Here is a 17343-nt window from a genome sequence, read left to right on the forward strand (position 1 = left end):
GCCGGGAGTTTGACGGCGCGGGGGCGCCTTCGCTTTGCTCGGGGGTGAAACGACTGTGCCAGGCCCCGGGGGGGAGCCAGCATGACGCCAAGAGTCCGAGAAATCCGGTTCCATCCACTTCGCACGCGACGAGAATGCCCACCGCGCTGGGATGCCCGCACGGGCGCGCTCGCGACGCCGCGGCCTCGAAACCGCGCGATCAAGCCAGAGCACGGCGGCTCGAGCGGTGACACCGTCCGTGACGACGCGCTGACAGCCTACCTGGCGCGCTGCAATGAGCTGGGCGCGGTGGAGGGGGCGTTGGGTGCGCGCACGCTCAACCCCGCACTACGGCCCGTGCTGGAGGCCCTCCACCACCTGCTCGCGGGTGGCGAGGTGTCGGTGCAGCTGCTCCAGCGCGGCAACGCGGACATCGTCAACGAACTGAACCTCCGGGCCGAACACGCCACCGAGGAGTCGTCCAGCCTGGGTATGGCGGGTGACATCCTGTCCGCCACCGTATGAGTCCGCGCTCCGCCGGGCGACAGGCCGTCCTGTCCTCGTTCCGGCGGTGGACGCGCGCCCAGAATGCCGCGGAGGTGCTGGCCGCCTCGGGCCTGGGCGCGTGGCTCGCGCTCTGTGCCTTCGTGCCGAGCCTGCTGGCCATGACGGCCTGGGCCCCCGGCGCGCGGAGCTTCTTCGGCATCCACTTCGGCACCGCGCTGCTGTGCGCCGCGCCCATGTTGACCAGCGGCGTCCTGTTCTCGCTCGTCCACCGGCGCCGCCGCCGCATCGAGCCCTGGGGCTGGGTGTGGCTCATCTTCGGCGTGGCGACGATGCACTTCTTCGTGGCCGCGCTGATGGCCCTGTCGGCGCCGCCAGGGGCGGCCGTCATCGCCTCGCTGTTCCTCTTCACCACCGCCTTCCATGGCCGGCTGCACCGGGTGACGCCGCGCCAGCCCTTCCTCGCCCTGGGCACCGCGCTGGCCCTGGCGCTGGCCCTGCCCCTGCGCGGCAGCGACGAACACCTGGCCCTCTTCGGCGTCATCGGCCCCGCGGCGCTCACCGCCCAGCTCTACCTGGGGACCTTCGCCGTGCAGCATGACCGGGCCCGCGCGGACGCGGAGCGCCTGCGCGCCGCCGTGCACGCGCAACTGCTGGAGCAGCAGGAGCGCGACGTGGGCCGGCTGTCGCAGGCGCTGTCGGAAATCCTGGGCTACCACCACGACATCGACAACGCGCTCATGGCGGCGGGCAGCGCGGCGGACATGCTGGCCGTGGTGGGCGCGCACCGCCCGGGCCCCGGCCGCACCGAGTTCGACGACCTGCTCCGGCAGCTCAACGACAACCTGACGCAGATACGGGACATGATGATGGACGCCCGCAACAAGGGGCGGCGCCATGCCGGCATGGAGCCGGAGCCCGTGGAGCTGGCGCCGGTGCTGGACTCGGTGCAGGCCAGCGTGGGCCTGCGCTTCCCGGACGTGGACATCCAGGTGGAGGTGGAGCCGCCCTCCCCGCCCCTGCGCGCCTTGATGCGCGGCGGCGCGCCCACGCTGCGCCGCGTGGTGGAGAACCTGGTGCTCAACGCCTGCGAGGGCAACGGCGAGGAAGGCGCGGCGCGGGTCCTCATCCGTGCGCGCGTGGAGCCGCTCAGCGGGCGCCTGGAGGTCACCATCACGGATGATGGCCCCGGCTTCCCGCCCGGCCAGCTCGGCCGCCCCGCCGAGGCGCTGTACACCAGCAAGTCCCACGCGACGGGCCTGGGCCTCTACACCAGCGAGTGCCTGCTGCGCGCCAGCGGCGGCATGCTGCACCGGCAGAACGCGGCAGGGGGCGGCGCCGTGCTCCGCATGGTCCTTCCCAGGGAGTACCGATGAGCGGCGGAGCCCTGTACCAGGAGTCGCTGCGCGCGCTTCGCCGGCTGGGCTTGCCGGAGGTGTCGGAGCGGGACGTACTCGCGGCGCTGGAGGCGGCGCAGCCGGGCCCCCTGTCCCTCTTCTACGAGGCGGGCGCGGAGGCCGGTCTGCCGCGCGAGGCCCTGATGGCGCGCGGCGCCGGGCTCTTCCTCAGCTTCAGCGCGGGCAACCTCGCCGACGACCTCATCGACGGCGAGTGCACATACCACGACCCACCCATCCGCGTGGGGCCGTGCGTGCAGTTCATCCTCCAGAACCTGGCCTTCGCCACGCTGTGCGGCGCGCAGGCGCAGCTACCGGGCCCGGTGCTGGAAGAGGCGGTCCGCACCCTGGCGGTGGCCGCCGGCCCGCAGGCGCTGGAGGTGCGCGCCAGCGACTGGACGGCGCCGTTGTTCCGCCAGGTGGCGGAGGGCATCGCCGGCCAGCAGTGGGCCGCGTACCTGCGCGTGTTGTGGGCGGGCACGGTGCTGGAGCCCCGCGCGGCGGCGGCGGGCCGGGCGCTGGGCGTGGCCGCGCACGTGGCGGAGGACATCCGCACGCGGGACGTGCGCTTCACCAGCATGCCCGGGGCGGACCGTCACGCGGTGGTGGCCTGGGCGCGCGCCGCCGCGCAGGCGCTGCGGCGACTGGACCTGCGCTGCCTGGACGCGGCGCTGCGCCGCATCGAACCGATGCTGCCAGAGGGGGAGTCATGAGAGCCGAAGCCGTGCAACCCGAGTGGAGACGCGACGAGGTGAGCGCGTACTACGAGGCGAAGACGGAGCGGCTGCTCCAACGCTACGGGCCCGGCCCACGCGTGCACTATCACTCCGGGCTGGTGGACGTGGTGCCGCCGCCCGGCGCGTCCTCGGAGGTCCTGCGCGAGACGGTCCATGCCGCGCAGGAAGCGCTGCTGGTGGAGCTGGCGCGCGCCGTGGGCCGCTTCCCGGACGGCGGCGAGGTGGTGGACATCGGCTGCGGCCTGGGCGGCGGCGCGCTCTACTGGGCCACCGAGCATCAGGCGCACGTGACGGCGGTGACGAACGTGCCCTCGCATGTCGCGCTGGTGCGCGGCTTCGCGGAGGCCGCGGGCGTGAGCGCGCGCGTGCGCCCCATCCTCTGTGATGCTCTCTCCGTGCCGGGCCGCGCGGCCTTCGACGCGGTGGTGGCGGTGGAGAGCGCCTGCTACCTGCCGCGCGCCGAGTGGTTCCGCCGCACGCGGACGCTGCTGAAGCCAGGCGGCGTGCTGGCCATCGCCGACTGCTTCCTCTGCCGTCCGGAGCTGGCCCCCGGCTTTGACCGGTATTGGCGCACGCGCATCGGCTCGCTCGATGAGTACCTGTCCGCCGCGCACGCCGCGGGGTTGGAGCTGGAGGTACGCGACGACGTGTCCTCACGCGTGGTGGGCTTCTGGTCGCTGACCCTGGAATTGATGGTGCATGAGCGCGCTTCGGCACACCCCTCCCAGCATCCCCTGCGTGCGCTCGCTCAGGCCGGCCGCGGCGAATCCAGCCGCGAGCACCTGCGCCTGCAGCAGGCGTTGATGGACGGCGGCCTGGAGTACGGGCTGCTCGTGCTCCGGCGGGTGGACTGAGGCCGCGACCCTTCCGACGAAAGCCAGCCCCTGGCCGCCCGGCCGCAGCCCAGGCGTGCGTGTGCAACGGCCGAGGGGACGGGGTGCAACACGCGAGGGCCGCCTCCAGCCTTGGGCCAGTCGCTACTCAGGGAGGAAACGCGATGCAGGCTTTCAATCGGTGGATGGTGCTCGGTGCGGTGGCGGTGGCGATGTCCGTCACGGGATGCAGGGAACAAAACCGTGACCAGCGAGGGACGACGACCACCCCGGGCATGGAGGGCACCGGCGGTAGCGGCCAGGGCAACCAGCCGCGCCCCAGCGGCGGCACCGGCGGCTCCGGCCATGAGATGCAGGGCTACGACGCCGGCACGGGCGGCTCTGGGATGATGAACGAGGACGCCGGCACCGGAGGCTCCGGGATGATGAACGACCACAACACCCAGGACACCGGGACGCACAGCCCCGAAGGTCAGCAGTAGCCCGCCTGCTCGCGAACCGCCGCGAGCAAGCAACCCACGGGGTCCGGGATGCTCCCGGGCCCCGCTCCGCTTCTGGGCCTTCGGCTCTGTCCTACCCGCCACACCCGTTCTGGCGGCGAGTCGACGCCACCCGGGCACAAAGGGAGGGGTCGCTGTCGGCCAGCGACCGTGCGTCCGGGCCGGAATGTCGGGTCACCCGCCCGCATCGGGTACGTTGTGCGGCGCGCCATGCCCTTCAAGTTCGTTCATGCCGCCGACCTGCACCTGGACACGCCTTTCCGGGGTGTCGCGACCCAGGGGCCGCTCCTGGGACGCTTCCAGGATTCGACGTTCCGAGCGCTCACGCGCATCACGGAGGTGTGCCTGCGAGAACGGGTGGCCTTCCTGCTGCTCGCCGGAGACCTCTTCGACGTGAAGGACCGCTCGGTGCGCGCGCGGCTGGCGCTGCGGCGCGAGCTGGGCCGGCTGGACGCGGCGGGCATCTCCACCTTCATCGTCCACGGCAACCATGACCCGCTGAGCGGAGACACCGGCGCGCTGGGGCTTCCGCCGTCGGTGAAGGTGTTCGGCCCGGACTGGGAAGAAGTGGAGGTGAAGCGCGAGGGCCGGCGGCTGTGCCGCGTGCAGGGCATCTCCTATCCGGACGTGGAGGTGCGCGACGACCTCTCCGCGCGCTTCCGCCGCACCGGGGATGGCTTCAGCGTGGGACTGCTGCACGCCAACCTGGGCGGCGCGGAGGGCCACGCCAACTACGCGCCCTGCACCACCGCGGGTCTGGGCTCGCGCGGGCTGGATTACTGGGCGCTGGGCCATGTCCACACGCGCGCCGAGCACATGCTCCCCGGCGGCGGCGTGGCGGTGTACCCCGGCAACCCGCAGGGCCGGCACGCGAACGAAACCGGCCCGCGCGGCTGCATGTTGGTGGAGGTGGAGGACGGCGGCATGCGGCGGCGCTTCATCCCCGTGGACGGGGTGCGCTGGCACAAGCTGGAGGTGCCGCTGTCCGGCGTCAGCACGCTAGACGGCCTGCTGGCCACGGCGATGGAGGGCGTGGAGGCACGCTGCGCGCCCGAGCTGGACGGCCACGCGGTGCGACTCACCCTCACCGGAAGAGGTCCGCTGCACCGCGAGCTGGCCCGCCCCGGCGCGCTGGCGCAGTTGGAGGTGGACCTGCGCGAACAGCTCGCGAGGAGTCACCCACCGGTGCTGCTGGAGTCGCTGCGGGACAGCAGCCGGCCAGAGGTGGACCTGGAGGCGGTGTGCGCGGCGGGCGGCTTCGCGCGCACGCTGCTGGATGAGGTGGGCTTCCTCGCGGAGGACCCGGCGGCGCTGGCGCGGTTGTGGGAAGAGGAGGCCCTGGGCGCGCTGAGCCAGCGGCTGAAGCGGCTGGGCGTGGACGCGCTGGAGGCGCCTCGCGCGGAGTGGGTGGTGCAAGCGGGGCTGCACGGCGTGGAGTCGCTGCACGAGGAGGAGACGTCATGAAGCCGGGGCTGCGCATCGACGCGCTGCGCGTGCTCGGCTTCGGCCGCTTCTCCGGCCTCACGCGCGACCTGGGGCCGGGACTGCACCTGCTGTACGGCCCCAACGAGGCGGGGAAGAGCACGCTGCTGGCCTTCCTGCGCAGCATGCTGTTCGGCTTCGAAAAGCGCGGGCAACCGGAGCGCTACGAGCCGGCCCACGGCGGCGCGTTCGGCGGCGAGCTGACGTTGACTACCCACGCGGGACCGCTGCTGGTGCGCCGCATCGCGAGCCGTCGCTCGTCGGAGGGCGAGCTGTCGGTGCGCGACGCGGAGGGGAAGGAGCTCTCGAAGGAGTCGCTGGAGAGCGCGCTGGCCCACGTGTCGCGCGAGCTGTTCTTCGACGTGTTCGCCTTCCGCCTGGATGAGCTGGCCGGCTTCGAGCGGCTCACCGAACAGCGAGGCGCCTCCGAGGCCCTGGTGGCCGCCAGCATGCGCGGCGCGCGCCGGTTGCCGGAGGTCATGGACCAGCTCCGCAAGAGCACCGAGGGCATCTACAAACCCAACGGCGTGAAGCCTTCGCTGAATGAGACGCTGAAGGCCCTGGAGGACGTCCAGGCGCGGCTGAGGCAGGAGGGAGACCGGCCCGCGCGCTACTTCGCGGAGAAGGAGCGGCTGGGCGCGCTGGTGGAGGAGCAACGGACGCTCGAAGCGGCGCTGCTGGAGGCGGGGGCCGAACTGGAGCGGCTGACGCGGCTGGAGGCGGCGCTCGGGGACGTGGCGGCGCTGACGCAGGCCCGCGCCGAGCTGGCGACGCTGCCCGCGTTGGAGACCTTCCCCGAGGCAGGCGAGTCGCGGCTCGAGGACGGCCTGCACCGGCGCCGGAGCTATCGCGCGGAAGGCGCTCGGCTGGCGGAGCGACTGGCCACGGTGGAGGCCGGGCTGGAGCGGCTGTCCGCGCCGTCCGGCGTCCGGGGTCGCGAAGAGGCGCTGAGCCAGGCCCTGGCAGCATACACCGAGGGCGCCGCGCTGCTGCGCGCCCTGCCCTCCCGCCGGGCCGCCCTGGCGGAGAAGCAGCGGCAGGTGGAGCTGGCCTTGCGCGAGCTGGGCCTGCCCGTGGATGGGCCCGGCCTGCTGGCGCTGGACTTGAGCGTGAGCGTCCGCGTGACGCTGGAGGAACTGGCGCTCCGGCTGGGAGCGGCCGAAGTCGCGCATCGCGAGGCGGAGGGCGCATGGGCCCGCGCCGTCTCGGAGCGTGAGCGGCTGGATGGCGCGCTGGCGCGAGTGGACGCCGAGCTGGCGACGCTGCCGGAGGAACGGGCGTCGCGAATTCGCCAGCAACAGGCGGGGCTGGGACGGCTGCGCACCGTGCGCGCGGAGATGGAGCGCCTGTCGGAGCAGCGGGCCGAGCTGCACCGGCAATTCGAGAGCGTCCGCACCCAGGGCGAGCCGCAGGCGACGGCGGCGGTGCTGCCCACGTGGTGGGTGCCGGCGGTCGCGGCGGTGGTGGTGGCGCTCGCGGTGACGGCGTGGCTGCTGGCGGGCGATGTGGTGGGCGCGCTGTGCCTCGTGGGCGGCTTGCTGCTGACAGGCGTGCTGGAGCTTGCCCGGCGCCGTGTAGAGACGGCGCGCGACGCGGACGTGGAGGCACAACGCGCTCGCCAGCGCTGGCGGCAGCAGGAGGAGGAGCGGCTGCGCGCGGCCTTGATGGGTCTGTCCGCGCGAGAGGAGCTGCTGCACCGTGAGCTGCTGTCCGCGGCGTCCGAGGCCGGACTCAACCTGGTCGCGACGGCGGCGGACATGGCGGCGCGGGAAGCCGTGCTGGCGGATGCGCTGGAGCGAGCGGGACGGCGGGAGCAGCTCGAGCGGGAGCGGGAGACACTGCACGCCGAGCACGCCGCCACGCGACGTGAGGAGCACCGCGCGAGTGAGGTGGTGGGCGAGGCGGAGTCGCGGCAGGAACAGTTGGGCGCGGAGCTGACGGCCCTGCTGTCCCAGCGGTGCTTCCCTCCCACGTTGGCCGCGTCCGCGGCACTGACACTGTGGCGCGACGCGGCGGCGCTCCGTCAGCGACTCCTGGACGTAGGCGCGGAGGAAGCCGCGCTCACGGTGGACGCGCAGGTCTGCGCCCTGGTGACGTCGCGGCTGTGGGCGGAGGCCGTGGTGGCGGAGCTCATCCCGGGCGCGACGGAGGCCCGCGAGCTGGACGCCGGTGTCATGGAGCCCCTGGCGTCGCGGGTGGCGGCGGCGCTGGAAGCGGAGCGCGCGCAGAGCCTGGAGCGCAGGACGCTGGAAGAGCGGCGGCACGAACTGCGAGCGGAGAAGGCGCGACTGGACGGGCTGTGCCACGACGAAGAAGCGGCATTGGCGACGCTGCTGGCTGAAGGTGGCAGCGCCGACGAGGAGACCTTCCGCCGCCGCGCCGCGCAGGCACGCCGCTACGTGGAACTGACGGGCCGGACGCGGGAACTGTCACACCGCATCGAGGCGCGCACGGGCCTGTCGGAGACGCTCGCGCGGCAGGCGCTCATCGACGTGGGCGGCGAGCAGGGCCTGCGCGTGGAGCTGGAATCCCTGCGCGACAGACAGGCGGAGGCCCAGGACCGGCTGAAGGCGGTGCTGACGGAGCGCGGCGCGCTCAGCCACCAGTTGGAGCAGTGGGAGAACGACGACGCGCTGGCGAAGCTCCGCATCGTCGAGGAGTCCCTGCGCGCACGGGCCGCCGAGCTGGCGAAGCAGTACGCGGCGGACCGGCTGACCTTGGCACTGCTGGCGCGGGCGCGCCGCCGCTTCGAGGAGGAGCAGCAGCCGCGGGTGGTGCAGCTCGCCTCGGAGCACTTCGCCACGCTCACCCAGGGTCGCTACCAGCGCGTCTTCATCCCCACGGGAGAGGAGCGCGAGCTGCGCGTGGGTGATGGCCAGCGTGACTGGAGCGCGGCGCAGCTCTCCCGAGGGACACGCGAACAGCTCTACCTCGCGTTCCGGCTGGCGGTGGTGCGCGACTTCGGCGAGACACGCGGGGCGCTGCCGCTCATCGTCGACGACGTGCTGGTGAACTTCGACCCGGAGCGGGCGCGAGGCGCCATCCACCTGCTGGCGAAGCTCTCCGAGCACCAGCAGGTCATCGCCTTCACCTGCCATCCCTGGCTGCGAGACGCCTTCGCCGCCGAGGGCGCGCGGGTGCAGGCGCTGGACGCTTCCACGAGCGAACCGCCCGCGCCGGTGTCCGTGCTGAAGACGGGCTAACCAGAGCATGAGCCACGAAGCGGACCGGCGCCGCGCGACACCTCCAAGTACAAGCCCACACCCCACGAGCCTGTGGCACACTGCGCGCGCCATTCGACTCCTCTTCTCCATCGTCTTCTGGGCGTTCCTGATGCTCTCCAGCGCCGTGCTCTTCGTGGGCGCCGTGCTGGTCTGGCTCGTCACGTTGCCGTTCGACCGCGACGGGCGCGTCCTGCACCTGTATTCGTGCTTCTGGGCGCAGCTCTACTTCTACGTCAACCCGCTCTGGCACCTGGAGGTCGACGGCCGCGAACACCTGCCCTGGCGGGGCCCGGCCGTGCTCGTGTCCAACCACGAGTCGCTCGGCGACATCCTGGTCCTCTTCGGCCTCTACCGCCCCTTCAAGTGGGTCTCCAAGGCGTCGAACTTCAAGCTGCCGCTCATCGGCTGGAACATGCGGCTCAACCGCTATGTCCCCCTGGTGCGCGGTGACAAGGCGAGCATCACGAAGATGATGGCCGACTGCGAATACTGGCTGTCTCGCGGCGTGCCCATCCTCATGTTCCCCGAAGGCACGCGCTCCTCCGACGGCGTCGTGAAGCCCTTCAAGGACGGCGCCTTCGCGTTGGCCTTGAAGCAGCGCTGCCCCGTCATCCCCGTGGTCCTCACCGGCACCGCGCGCACCCTGCCCAAGCACGGCCTGGTGCTGGAGACCACCGCCCGCTGCCACGTCCAGGTCATGCCCCCCGTCGACCCCAGCGCCTTCTCCGACGTGGCCTCCCTGCGTGAGCACGTCCGGAATCTCATCGTCTCGGAAAAGGCGCGCATCGAGGCCCTGACGCCCGGCGCCTGACGCATCCCTCCTGGCCCCTTTCACCGGCTCGAGAACCCAGGCAAAGATGCCCACCGGGTTCGAGGCGGGGCTCTCCGAGGAACGTGATGCGCAAACAGCCGGTGGTGATGGTCGCGCTCGGTGGACTCGCACTGGCGCTGGCCGTGGCGCTCGTCCATGTCCAGGACGACTCGGGTGCTCGACCACCGCCACGCACCGTGCAGCGCGGTCCGTCGCTTCGAAAGCTCGACGCCCCCACGCCCCCGCCGAAAGGCAACCACTCGCTCCATGGCCGCGTGCTCGACCCGTGGCGCCGCCCCGTCCCGGGCATCCAGGTCTCCGCCACGCGTGAGATGCCCGGCGAGTCCCTGTCCGCACTTCCCTGTGACACACGCGCGCCGGACGTGTCGCTGTCCTCCGGCGACTGCATGGGAGCGCCCGAGGAGCAGGTGCGGGGCCTCGTCGAGGTGGGCCACGGCGGCGCGCCCGTGGTGGCCCAGGCCGTCACGTCGGCGGAAGGAACGTTCCATCTCGAAGGACTGCCCGAGGGCACGGTGGCGCTCTGGGCCATCGGCGAGCATCACGCCACGCTGGCGCTCGACGTCAGCACCGACGCGCAGGACGTGACGCTCGTCCTCGACCCGGGCCTCTTCCTTCCTGGCCGCGTCATCGTCGAATCCGGCGCGCCGCTGCCCGGAGCCCGCGTGACGCTCTTCCACCAGGAGCACTCCCGCTTCTTCGATGCCAGGACTGGCGCGGATGGCCGCTTCGCCTTCGGTCCGCTTCCACCGGGCGACTACACCGTCGTCGCCGCCAGCGACGGCCTGCTGACAGACTCCCTTCAAGACGTGGAGATGGAGAACCTGAATCCCATCGTCCTCCACCTCCCCCGGCGGCTGTCCGGGCGCGTGCTTGCCCAGGACACGCCCGTTGCCGGCGCGGAAGTCCACGTGGCCTACACGTCGTCCGTCACCGTGACGGACGACCAGGGCCGCTTCTCCTTCGAGCCACTCTCTCCAGGTGATTACGAGGTGCGCGCGGAGCACCAGGGCGCCTACGGCTTCGCCATGGTGACGCTCACCGAGGAAGGCGGGGACGCGGACACCACCGTGCACCTGGGCACGCTCATCTATCTGGAAGGCACCGTTCGCGACGAGTCCGGGCGCCCCATCCCTGAAGCCCATGTGGGCGCTGGCGCGGCCAGGGGACGAGCCCCTCCCGTGGACTACGCCACCACGATGGCGGACGGCCGGTTCCGGCTGGGCCCGCTGCGGCGGGAGCCCTACATCTTCAACGTCCTGGCCTCCGGCTATCTGGGCACGCTGCGTGACGAAATCGCCACGCCTGGACTGCGCCTGGACTTCACCCTCGCGCGCGCCCACGTCATCCGAGGCATCGTCACCGACGCCCAGGGAACCCCCGTGCCCGATGTGGAAATCGACCTGGACAGGGAGTCGCTACCCGACACCGCGACAGACTTCGAGCGCGTGGACGCCACCACGTCGGACGAGCACGGCCGCTTCGAGCTCGCGGCCCCCCATCCAGGGCGCTACGAAATCGTCTTCACCAGCCAGGGCCATCTGGAGGCGCGGGTGATGGCGGACGCGCCGAGCCCCGAGCTCCGCGTGGTGATGGAGGCGACGGCCCGCGTCGAGGGCACCGTCACGAGCGCCCAGGGCCTCCCCGTCCACCACATGGCGATTCACCTCGAGGATGACAGCGACACCGGGAACTCCCACATTGTCGAGAGCGACGAGGAGGGGCGCTTCTCCATCACCGGGGTGCTCCCGGGCACGTACCGCCTGCACGCGGGGACGAACACCCCCCCGGCCCCCCGAGCGGCGTCGCGTACCGTCACCGTGCACGGCTCGGAGGTCGTGAATGCCTCGCTGCGGCTGGAGACCGGAGCGCCGGTGTCCGGCATCGTCGTGGACGAGCGCGGGCGCCCGGTGGCGAACGCCACGGTGGAGGGGCAATCCCTGTCGGGCCAGCGCGGCGACCTCCCCCCCAGCGTCACCACCAGCGACGACGAGGGCCACTTCACCCTGCACCACCTGGAGGAAGGTGAGTGCTCGCTGCGCGCGGCGAAGGGCCGGTATGTGTTCGAGGCCACCGAACCTCGTGCTCCTGGCGGCGCGCATCCCGCGGTCCTCGCGCAGTCGGGAGCTCGCAACGTGCGGCTGGTGCTGCGAAGCCAGGGGAACGTCCATGGCCGCGTGGTGCGCGCGAATGGCACCCCCATCACCCGCTTCACCATCAACCAGGAGCCCTTCCGGGACCCCGAGGGGAGCTTCAGGTTCGCCGCCCCCGCCGTGGGGACACAGCGGCTGACCTTCGAGGCCCCCGGGCTGACGCGCGCCGTGCGCGAGGTGCAGGTCCCCGCGGCCGAGGACCTGGACCTGGGGCAGGTGCGGCTGGAGGCTGGGCGCAACGTCCGAGGCCGGGTGGTGGACGCGGCGACGTCGAAGCCCATCGAGGACGCCATCGTCGAGGTCCATCTGCCGGGTGAAGGCGGCACGTTCGAGGAAATCCCCGCGCTGGCCGTGGACGTCTCCCAGCCGGATGGCACTTTCGCCTTCCCACTGCTGGAAGCGCGCCCGCTGGACGTGCTGGTCCAGACGAACCAGGGGCACCCCATCCTGCGCCATCGCATTGGCACGGGTGACGAAACCTTGGAGTTGCGGGTGTATCCGGGCGCGCAGGTGGAAGGCACCTTGAAGGACCGCGACGGAAACCCCGCGGAAGCCGTCGTGCAGCTCGTCGCCGAAGACAGGGACTACTCCGCCTCCGTGGACGAGGAGCTGGGGGCGTTCCAGGCCCAGAACGTCCCGGCGGGCACCTACACGCTGTCGGCGTCCATGGGACAGAACGCGGAAGGCCGCAGCGTGGCCTTCCTTCCGCAGCGCGTGAAGATTCCCCCCATGGGCAAGGTGACGTTCGCCTTCACGGAAGCAACCGGTGGCGGCACCATGCGACTCGGCATCCGGATGCCTCCGGTCAAGCCGGACGTGGGGATCTACCAGGCGTTGCTGTCGGGCACGCTGCCACCGACCGTGTCCAGCCGGGAGCTCCGCACACGGGCCCGCTTCGGAGACATCCGAGCGTCCACGAAGAGCCTGGAGGGCGTGTTGGTGTACGAGCAGCTCCCGGCTGGGGCGTACACGTTCATCGTCCTGCTGGAAGAAGAGGTGAAGCCCGCTCGCTTCACCGTCCACCGGGAGGAGCTCTTCCTCGCGGAGGGGGAGACGCTGGAGCGGGACATCCAGGTGACGCCACGGCCCCTGCCCTGAGCGCGGGTGCGATTATCGGTTGTCCCAGCCCACGCCTAGAGTGAAGCGGATGAGCGACAAGCGCCCCCTGGCGGACACGACCGAACTGGAGCTGGACTGGCGTGGCCGCGCCCCCCGTCAGCCGGAGGCGCCCTCCAGCGCGGCCTTGGAACCGCTTTCCGAGGTGGAAGTGCCGTCCGGCGCGGGCAAGGGGCTCCCGGGCGACCCGCGCCACATGAGCATCGAGCTGCGCCAGTCGGTGCAGGGCATGATGGAGACGCCCGCGCTGCGCATGCGGCAGATGCGCGAGGGGCTGGAAATCATCTTCGGCGCCCAGACGCGCAACCGCTACGAGGTGTGCGACGATACGGGCCGCGTCGCGCTGTACGTGGAGGAGGAGGCCCGTGGCTTCGGCGCCATGCTCCGGCGGACCTTCTCGCCCTTCTACAAGGCCCGGATGGAGTGCATGACGCTGGGCGGCATCGTGGCGCTCGTGGTGGAGCGTCCCTGGAGCATCCTCCTCACGAAGGCGGACGTCCTGGCCTGGGACGGCCGGCGGATGGCGCGCATCCAGCAGCGCTTCACCCTGCTGGGACGCCACCTGGACATCGTCACGCCCGGCGGCGCCGTCATCGCCACCGTGAAGGGCCCGCTCCTCAGACCCTGGACCTTCCGTATCTTCCAGAATGACGTGGAAGTGGCCGTGGTCCGCAAACGCTGGAGTGGCTTCCTCCAGGAGAGCTTCTCCGCCGCGGACACCTTCACCCTCGACTTCCAGCCCCAGTGCACCGACTTCCGGCTGCGGCAGCTGGTGCTGGCCGTCGCCCTGCTCGTCGACCTGACGTACTTCGAGAACAACAGCTCCCGCGGCGCCCTGGGCCCGGGGCTGGACCTGTTCGACGCGTTGATGTTCTGGAAGAAGTAGCGTGGTAAATCCCCCTCCATGTCCACGTCCACGAGCGATGCGCTGAGCGCGGCAGACCTGGAGCGGCTGGTCCGCGCCGAGTCCCCTGACCTGGCCGATGCCGTCCTCGCCCTGCTCGAGCAGCCCGAGCAGACGCCAGAGAAGCCGCTGCCGAAGGATGCCTTCACCTTCGACGCGCTCCTCCGGACGCTCACCCAGGCCCGGGCGCACTACGAGTCGGACGGGCGGCGTCAGGCCTCCTCCGAGGCGTGGCAGCGCTACCTGGCGCAGCAGGACGTGCCCCGCCCTCCCCGCCTGGCCCTGGCCGACCTGCTGGTGGCGCTCTACCAGCGCGGCACCCAGGCCTCACGCGCGGCGCTGATGGACATCGCCCGCCGCGCGGACCTGCGCTTCGGCCTGTGGGGCGGACTCAAGCGCATCTACAAGCTGGCGGAGGCCCACCACGACGCGGAGCTGTTCGGCGTGCTCGCCTGGCGCTTCGACGTGGAGCGCCACCGCCCCAGCGCCAGCCGGGAAGTCTCCGGCGGCACCCTCACCTACCTGCGCCGCCGCGCCTGGCGCTACCTGCGCCACCTGGGCGCCGCCGTGCCGGAGCTCTACCCGCAGTTCGCGGTGGAGGTGCTGCGCCACTACAAGACGGACACCTCCTGGTACGGCGTCTGGGTGGCCCACCACATCTGGGCGCACGGCAGCGGCAAGTACACGCAGGACTCCTTCGCCATGCCGCCGCCGGGCGACATGGTGAAGCACCGCGCCTTCCCGGACGCGTGGAAGCGCTCGCCGGACGCGCTGATGCGCCTGCTGGACGTGTGTGAGTCGGACCCCGCCGCCAGCTTCGCCATCCAGGGCCTGCGCAAGGACTTCCCGGAGGCGCTGCGCAAGGTGACGCCCGCGTGGCTGGACCGGCTCGCCCGCCGGCCGCTGGGCAGCGCGCACGACTTCCTGGTGGAGACGCTGCAGGGCTCGCCCGAGTTCCACCAGGGCCGGCTGCGCGAGCTCGGACTGCACGAAGCGGTGCTGGCGCTGCTGCTGTCCCCCAGCGCCAAGGCCCGCGCCTACGCCATCGAGTACGCCCGCGCCCACGCGCAGGACCTGCCGGCGGAGCGCCTGGAGGAGCTGGTGGCCCAGGGCGCCCCGGACGTGAAGTCCTTCGCCGCGGCCACGCTGGAGAAGCGCAACCCGCGCGAGCTGGGCGTGGCGCTGCTGGGGCGGCTCCTGCAGCACAAGGCCACCTCGTCCTTCGCGGCGGGCGCGCTGGCGCAGTCGTTCGACCGGGCGGAGCTGCCCGCGGACTTCCTGCGCGACATGTACCTGGGCACCGGTGAGCAGCTCAACTGGGTGAAGGGCTTCATCAGCTCCAAGTACGGCGCCACCGAGCTGCCCGCGGACTTCTGGAAGGCGCTGCTGGACGACCCGCGGCTGCAGAAGAAGCCCCACCCCGTGGAAGGCCTGGCGATGCGGGCGCTGTCGGCCTACCCGGCCGCGGCCATCGGTCCGGAGTGGCTGCTGGAGAAGGCCGCCCATCCCCGCATCAGCCACATGGCGACCCAGGCGCTCATGCGCGCGGACAGCCTGCCCGGGCTGGACGTGGAGCAGGTGAAGGCGCGCGTCTTCAGCGCGAAGTACCGGGGCGTGGCGCTGGGCCTGCTGGGCAACCGCAAGCTGTTCACCGCGCGCCAGCTCACCGTGCCCTGGCTGCTGGCGCTGGCCCGCCGCGCCGACCCGGAGCTGCACGGCTTCGCGCACCGCTACCTGCTGGAGAACGTGGCCCCCGCGGACTTCAGCGACGCGGGCGACGCGGCCGCGGGCCTGGAGCGCCTCTTCGAGCTGGCCCTGGGCGCGAAGCAGCCGGCGCCCGTGCGCGCCTTCGCGCAGACGTACCTGCGCTGCCACCACCCCGTCATCGGGCCGGAGCAGCCGGAGTCGAAGTCCTACAACCTCAAGCCCCGCGCGCCGCGCAAGGCGTACACGCCGGAGCTGCTGTGGCCCGCGCTCACCGATTCACGGGACGACGTGCGCCGCTTCGCCCTGGCCATTGCTCGCGCGGAGCTGCGCGCCTGGGGCTGGCACACGCGCGTGTACGAGCTGGCGGACGCCGAGGCGAAGGAGATCCGCAACCTGGCCTATGACGCCCTGCTGCGCGCGGGCGAGGAAGGCGCGGACGCCCGGCACACGCTCCAGCCGGAGGAGCTGGACCCGGTGAAGGTGTTCTCCCTCACGGAGAGCACCAAGCGCAGCACGCGCGAGGTCGCGGTGGAGCTCATCCGCCGGCACTACGCGCGGCTGGGCGGCGCCGAGCGGCTCGCGTGGCTGATGCAGAGCGCGGACCGCGAGGTGGGCCTGTTCGCGGTGCGGCTCCTCTGGGAGAAGCACCGCCCCACGCACCTGCCGGAGGGGTGGAAGCCCGCGGGCGCCAAGGAGGCCCCGGCCGCCAGTGGCACGGAGCGCTTCGCCAACGTGGACGCGCTGCGCACCTTCCTGCGGAAGATGCTCTTCGGCCTGCCGCCGGGCCGCGCCAAGGAGGCCCGCGAGGGCGAGGTGCAGAAGCGCCTGTCCGCCAGCGTGGCCAAGCGCCGCGTCATCGAGCTGGTGCGCGACCTGGGCCTGGCCGACGCGGCCTTCGCCCGCGTGGTGGCGCCGGTGCTGGAGGAGTTCACCGGCTCGCTGGCCAAGGGGGAATGGCAGAGCTGCCTCGCCTCGCTGGTGCAGCTGCGGGCCGCGCACCCGGATGCGCAACTCGGAAGCGCCTGAGCAGATTGAACGCCCATGCTGCTCGATGAACTGCTGAATGGCTTTCCGCGGGAGCGCTTCCTCCAGGAGCACTACCTGCGGCGTCCCTTCACCGGCGCTTCCGCCGCGGAGCGCCTCCAGCGCCTGGGGACGTGGGAGACCATCGACTTCCTCGTCGAGGAGACGGCCTGCGACGTGCTGCTCGCGCGCCAGGGCGTGCCCTACCCGGGAGACAGGCCGAAGACGGCAAAGGCGGCGCGGGAGCTGTTCGCGCAGGGCTACACGCTCGCGCTGCGGCAGCCGGACCTGCACCACCCGGACCTGGCCCAACTGGCGCGCGCCTTCAGCGCGGAGCTGCACGGCCGCATCAACCTGCACATCTACTGCACGCCCGCGGGGCACCACGGCTTCGGCTGGCACTGCGACCCGGAGGAGGTGTTCATCCTCCAGACGGCGGGCCGCAAGGACTACCTGCTGCGGGAGAACACGCTCCACCCCGCGCCCCTACCGGAGTCCGTGCCCAGCGGCTCCCTGGCGGCGCAGGAGAAGACGCCCGTCGAGACGCACTCGCTGAGCGCCGGGGACTTCATCTACATCCCAGGCGGGCACTGGCACATGGCGCAGGCAACCGAGGAGGCGCTGTCCATCTCCATCGGCCTGATGCCGCCCACGCTCCTGGACCTCCTCGACGGGGTGAGGGCCGCGCTGGCCAGCAGCCCGGTGTGGCGGCGGCGGATGCCCTCGCTGGGGCGTGCCTCCACGCTGGACGACCCGAGCAAGCTGGAGCTGCTCCGGACGCTGCTGTCGGAGCTGAGCGGTGAACTCCAGCGCCAGCTCGCCGACCCTGGATATCCCCTGCGCTTCCTCGCGCAGACGGCCCGGTTCTATCTGCGCTCCACGGGAATCCGGGGCAACGGGCGCTGACGGCGCGCGGCCCCGCGAACTCCCTCACTGCGCGCTCTTGTATTGAGGG

General features: G+C 72.0%; 12 protein-coding genes. All 12 read left to right on the plus strand.

Annotated features, from left to right (window positions below; all coding sequences use genetic code 11):
* Positions 1-81 precede the first annotated feature (81 nt).
* The 12 genes from FL344_RS39220 (at position 82) to FL344_RS20880 (ending at position 17294) form a co-directional block, all read left to right on the plus strand.
* Positions 82-504, plus strand: a complete 423-nt coding sequence (locus FL344_RS39220) for a hypothetical protein (protein ID WP_228565231.1) — start codon at positions 82-84, stop codon at positions 502-504.
* Positions 501-1859, plus strand: coding sequence for a sensor histidine kinase KdpD (locus FL344_RS20830; protein WP_141619758.1), 1359 nt, complete (start codon positions 501-503; stop codon positions 1857-1859). The genes FL344_RS39220 and FL344_RS20830 overlap by 4 nt, the downstream gene beginning before the upstream one ends.
* Positions 1856-2593, plus strand: a complete 738-nt coding sequence (locus FL344_RS20835) for a hypothetical protein (RefSeq protein ID WP_090491020.1) — start codon at positions 1856-1858, stop codon at positions 2591-2593. Before FL344_RS20830 ends, FL344_RS20835 begins: the two co-directional genes overlap by 4 nt.
* The gene (locus FL344_RS20840) at positions 2590-3471 is read left to right on the plus strand and encodes a cyclopropane-fatty-acyl-phospholipid synthase family protein (RefSeq protein WP_141619759.1); all 882 of its coding nucleotides are present in this window, start codon (positions 2590-2592) and stop codon (positions 3469-3471) included. The genes FL344_RS20835 and FL344_RS20840 overlap by 4 nt, the downstream gene beginning before the upstream one ends.
* 143 nt (positions 3472-3614) lie before the next feature.
* Positions 3615-3932 carry a hypothetical protein gene (locus FL344_RS20845; protein ID WP_141588380.1) on the plus strand — a complete coding sequence of 106 codons (318 nt, stop codon included), beginning with the start codon at positions 3615-3617 and terminating at the stop codon, positions 3930-3932.
* 228 nt (positions 3933-4160) lie between these two features.
* A complete protein-coding gene (locus FL344_RS20850) occupies positions 4161-5414 on the plus strand; it encodes a DNA repair exonuclease (RefSeq protein WP_171410322.1) in 1254 nt (417 codons plus the stop codon).
* On the plus strand, positions 5411-8635 hold the full coding sequence (locus FL344_RS39935) for an AAA family ATPase (protein WP_141619760.1): 3225 nt from the start codon (positions 5411-5413) through the stop codon (positions 8633-8635). The genes FL344_RS20850 and FL344_RS39935 overlap by 4 nt, the downstream gene beginning before the upstream one ends.
* Positions 8636-8642: 7 nt before the next feature.
* Positions 8643-9467: a 1-acyl-sn-glycerol-3-phosphate acyltransferase gene (locus FL344_RS20860; protein WP_141588378.1), complete on the plus strand. Its 825-nt coding sequence runs from the start codon at positions 8643-8645 to the stop codon at positions 9465-9467.
* An 86-nt stretch (positions 9468-9553) separates the two neighbouring features.
* Positions 9554-12736 (plus strand): carboxypeptidase-like regulatory domain-containing protein, encoded by a 3183-nt coding sequence (locus tag FL344_RS20865; protein ID WP_141619761.1) that lies wholly within the window; start codon positions 9554-9556, stop codon positions 12734-12736.
* 49 nt (positions 12737-12785) lie between these two features.
* Positions 12786-13640, plus strand: a complete 855-nt coding sequence (locus tag FL344_RS20870; protein ID WP_228565232.1) for a phospholipid scramblase-related protein — start codon at positions 12786-12788, stop codon at positions 13638-13640.
* 18 nt (positions 13641-13658) lie between these two features.
* Complete coding sequence (locus FL344_RS20875) at positions 13659-16391, plus strand: hypothetical protein (protein WP_141619763.1); 2733 nt, start codon at positions 13659-13661, stop codon at positions 16389-16391.
* A 15-nt stretch (positions 16392-16406) separates the two neighbouring features.
* Positions 16407-17294, plus strand: a complete 888-nt coding sequence (locus FL344_RS20880) for a cupin domain-containing protein (RefSeq protein WP_141619764.1) — start codon at positions 16407-16409, stop codon at positions 17292-17294.
* The last annotated feature ends 49 nt before the right edge of the window (positions 17295-17343 follow it).

Source organism: Myxococcus sp. AB036A (assembly GCF_006547355.1).
GTDB classification, from domain to species: domain Bacteria; phylum Myxococcota; class Myxococcia; order Myxococcales; family Myxococcaceae; genus Myxococcus; species Myxococcus virescens.

Bases quoted from the DNA above. Each gene is read 5' to 3' on its own strand.
- FL344_RS20850 (WP_171410322.1), top strand. From the start codon at position 4,161: ATGCCCTTCAAGTTCGTTCATGCCGCCGACCTGCACCTGGACACGCCT.
- FL344_RS20830 (WP_141619758.1), top strand. From the start codon at position 501: ATGAGTCCGCGCTCCGCCGGGCGACAGGCCGTCCTGTCCTCGTTCCGG.
- FL344_RS20845 (WP_141588380.1), top strand. From the start codon at position 3,615: ATGCAGGCTTTCAATCGGTGGATGGTGCTCGGTGCGGTGGCGGTGGCG.
- FL344_RS39220 (WP_228565231.1), top strand. From the start codon at position 82: ATGACGCCAAGAGTCCGAGAAATCCGGTTCCATCCACTTCGCACGCGA.
- FL344_RS20880 (WP_141619764.1), top strand. From the start codon at position 16,407: ATGCTGCTCGATGAACTGCTGAATGGCTTTCCGCGGGAGCGCTTCCTC.
- FL344_RS20840 (WP_141619759.1), top strand. From the start codon at position 2,590: ATGAGAGCCGAAGCCGTGCAACCCGAGTGGAGACGCGACGAGGTGAGC.
- FL344_RS20875 (WP_141619763.1), top strand. From the start codon at position 13,659: ATGTCCACGTCCACGAGCGATGCGCTGAGCGCGGCAGACCTGGAGCGG.
- FL344_RS20865 (WP_141619761.1), top strand. From the start codon at position 9,554: ATGCGCAAACAGCCGGTGGTGATGGTCGCGCTCGGTGGACTCGCACTG.
- FL344_RS20870 (WP_228565232.1), top strand. From the start codon at position 12,786: ATGAGCGACAAGCGCCCCCTGGCGGACACGACCGAACTGGAGCTGGAC.
- FL344_RS20835 (WP_090491020.1), top strand. From the start codon at position 1,856: ATGAGCGGCGGAGCCCTGTACCAGGAGTCGCTGCGCGCGCTTCGCCGG.
- FL344_RS39935 (WP_141619760.1), top strand. From the start codon at position 5,411: ATGAAGCCGGGGCTGCGCATCGACGCGCTGCGCGTGCTCGGCTTCGGC.
- FL344_RS20860 (WP_141588378.1), top strand. From the start codon at position 8,643: ATGAGCCACGAAGCGGACCGGCGCCGCGCGACACCTCCAAGTACAAGC.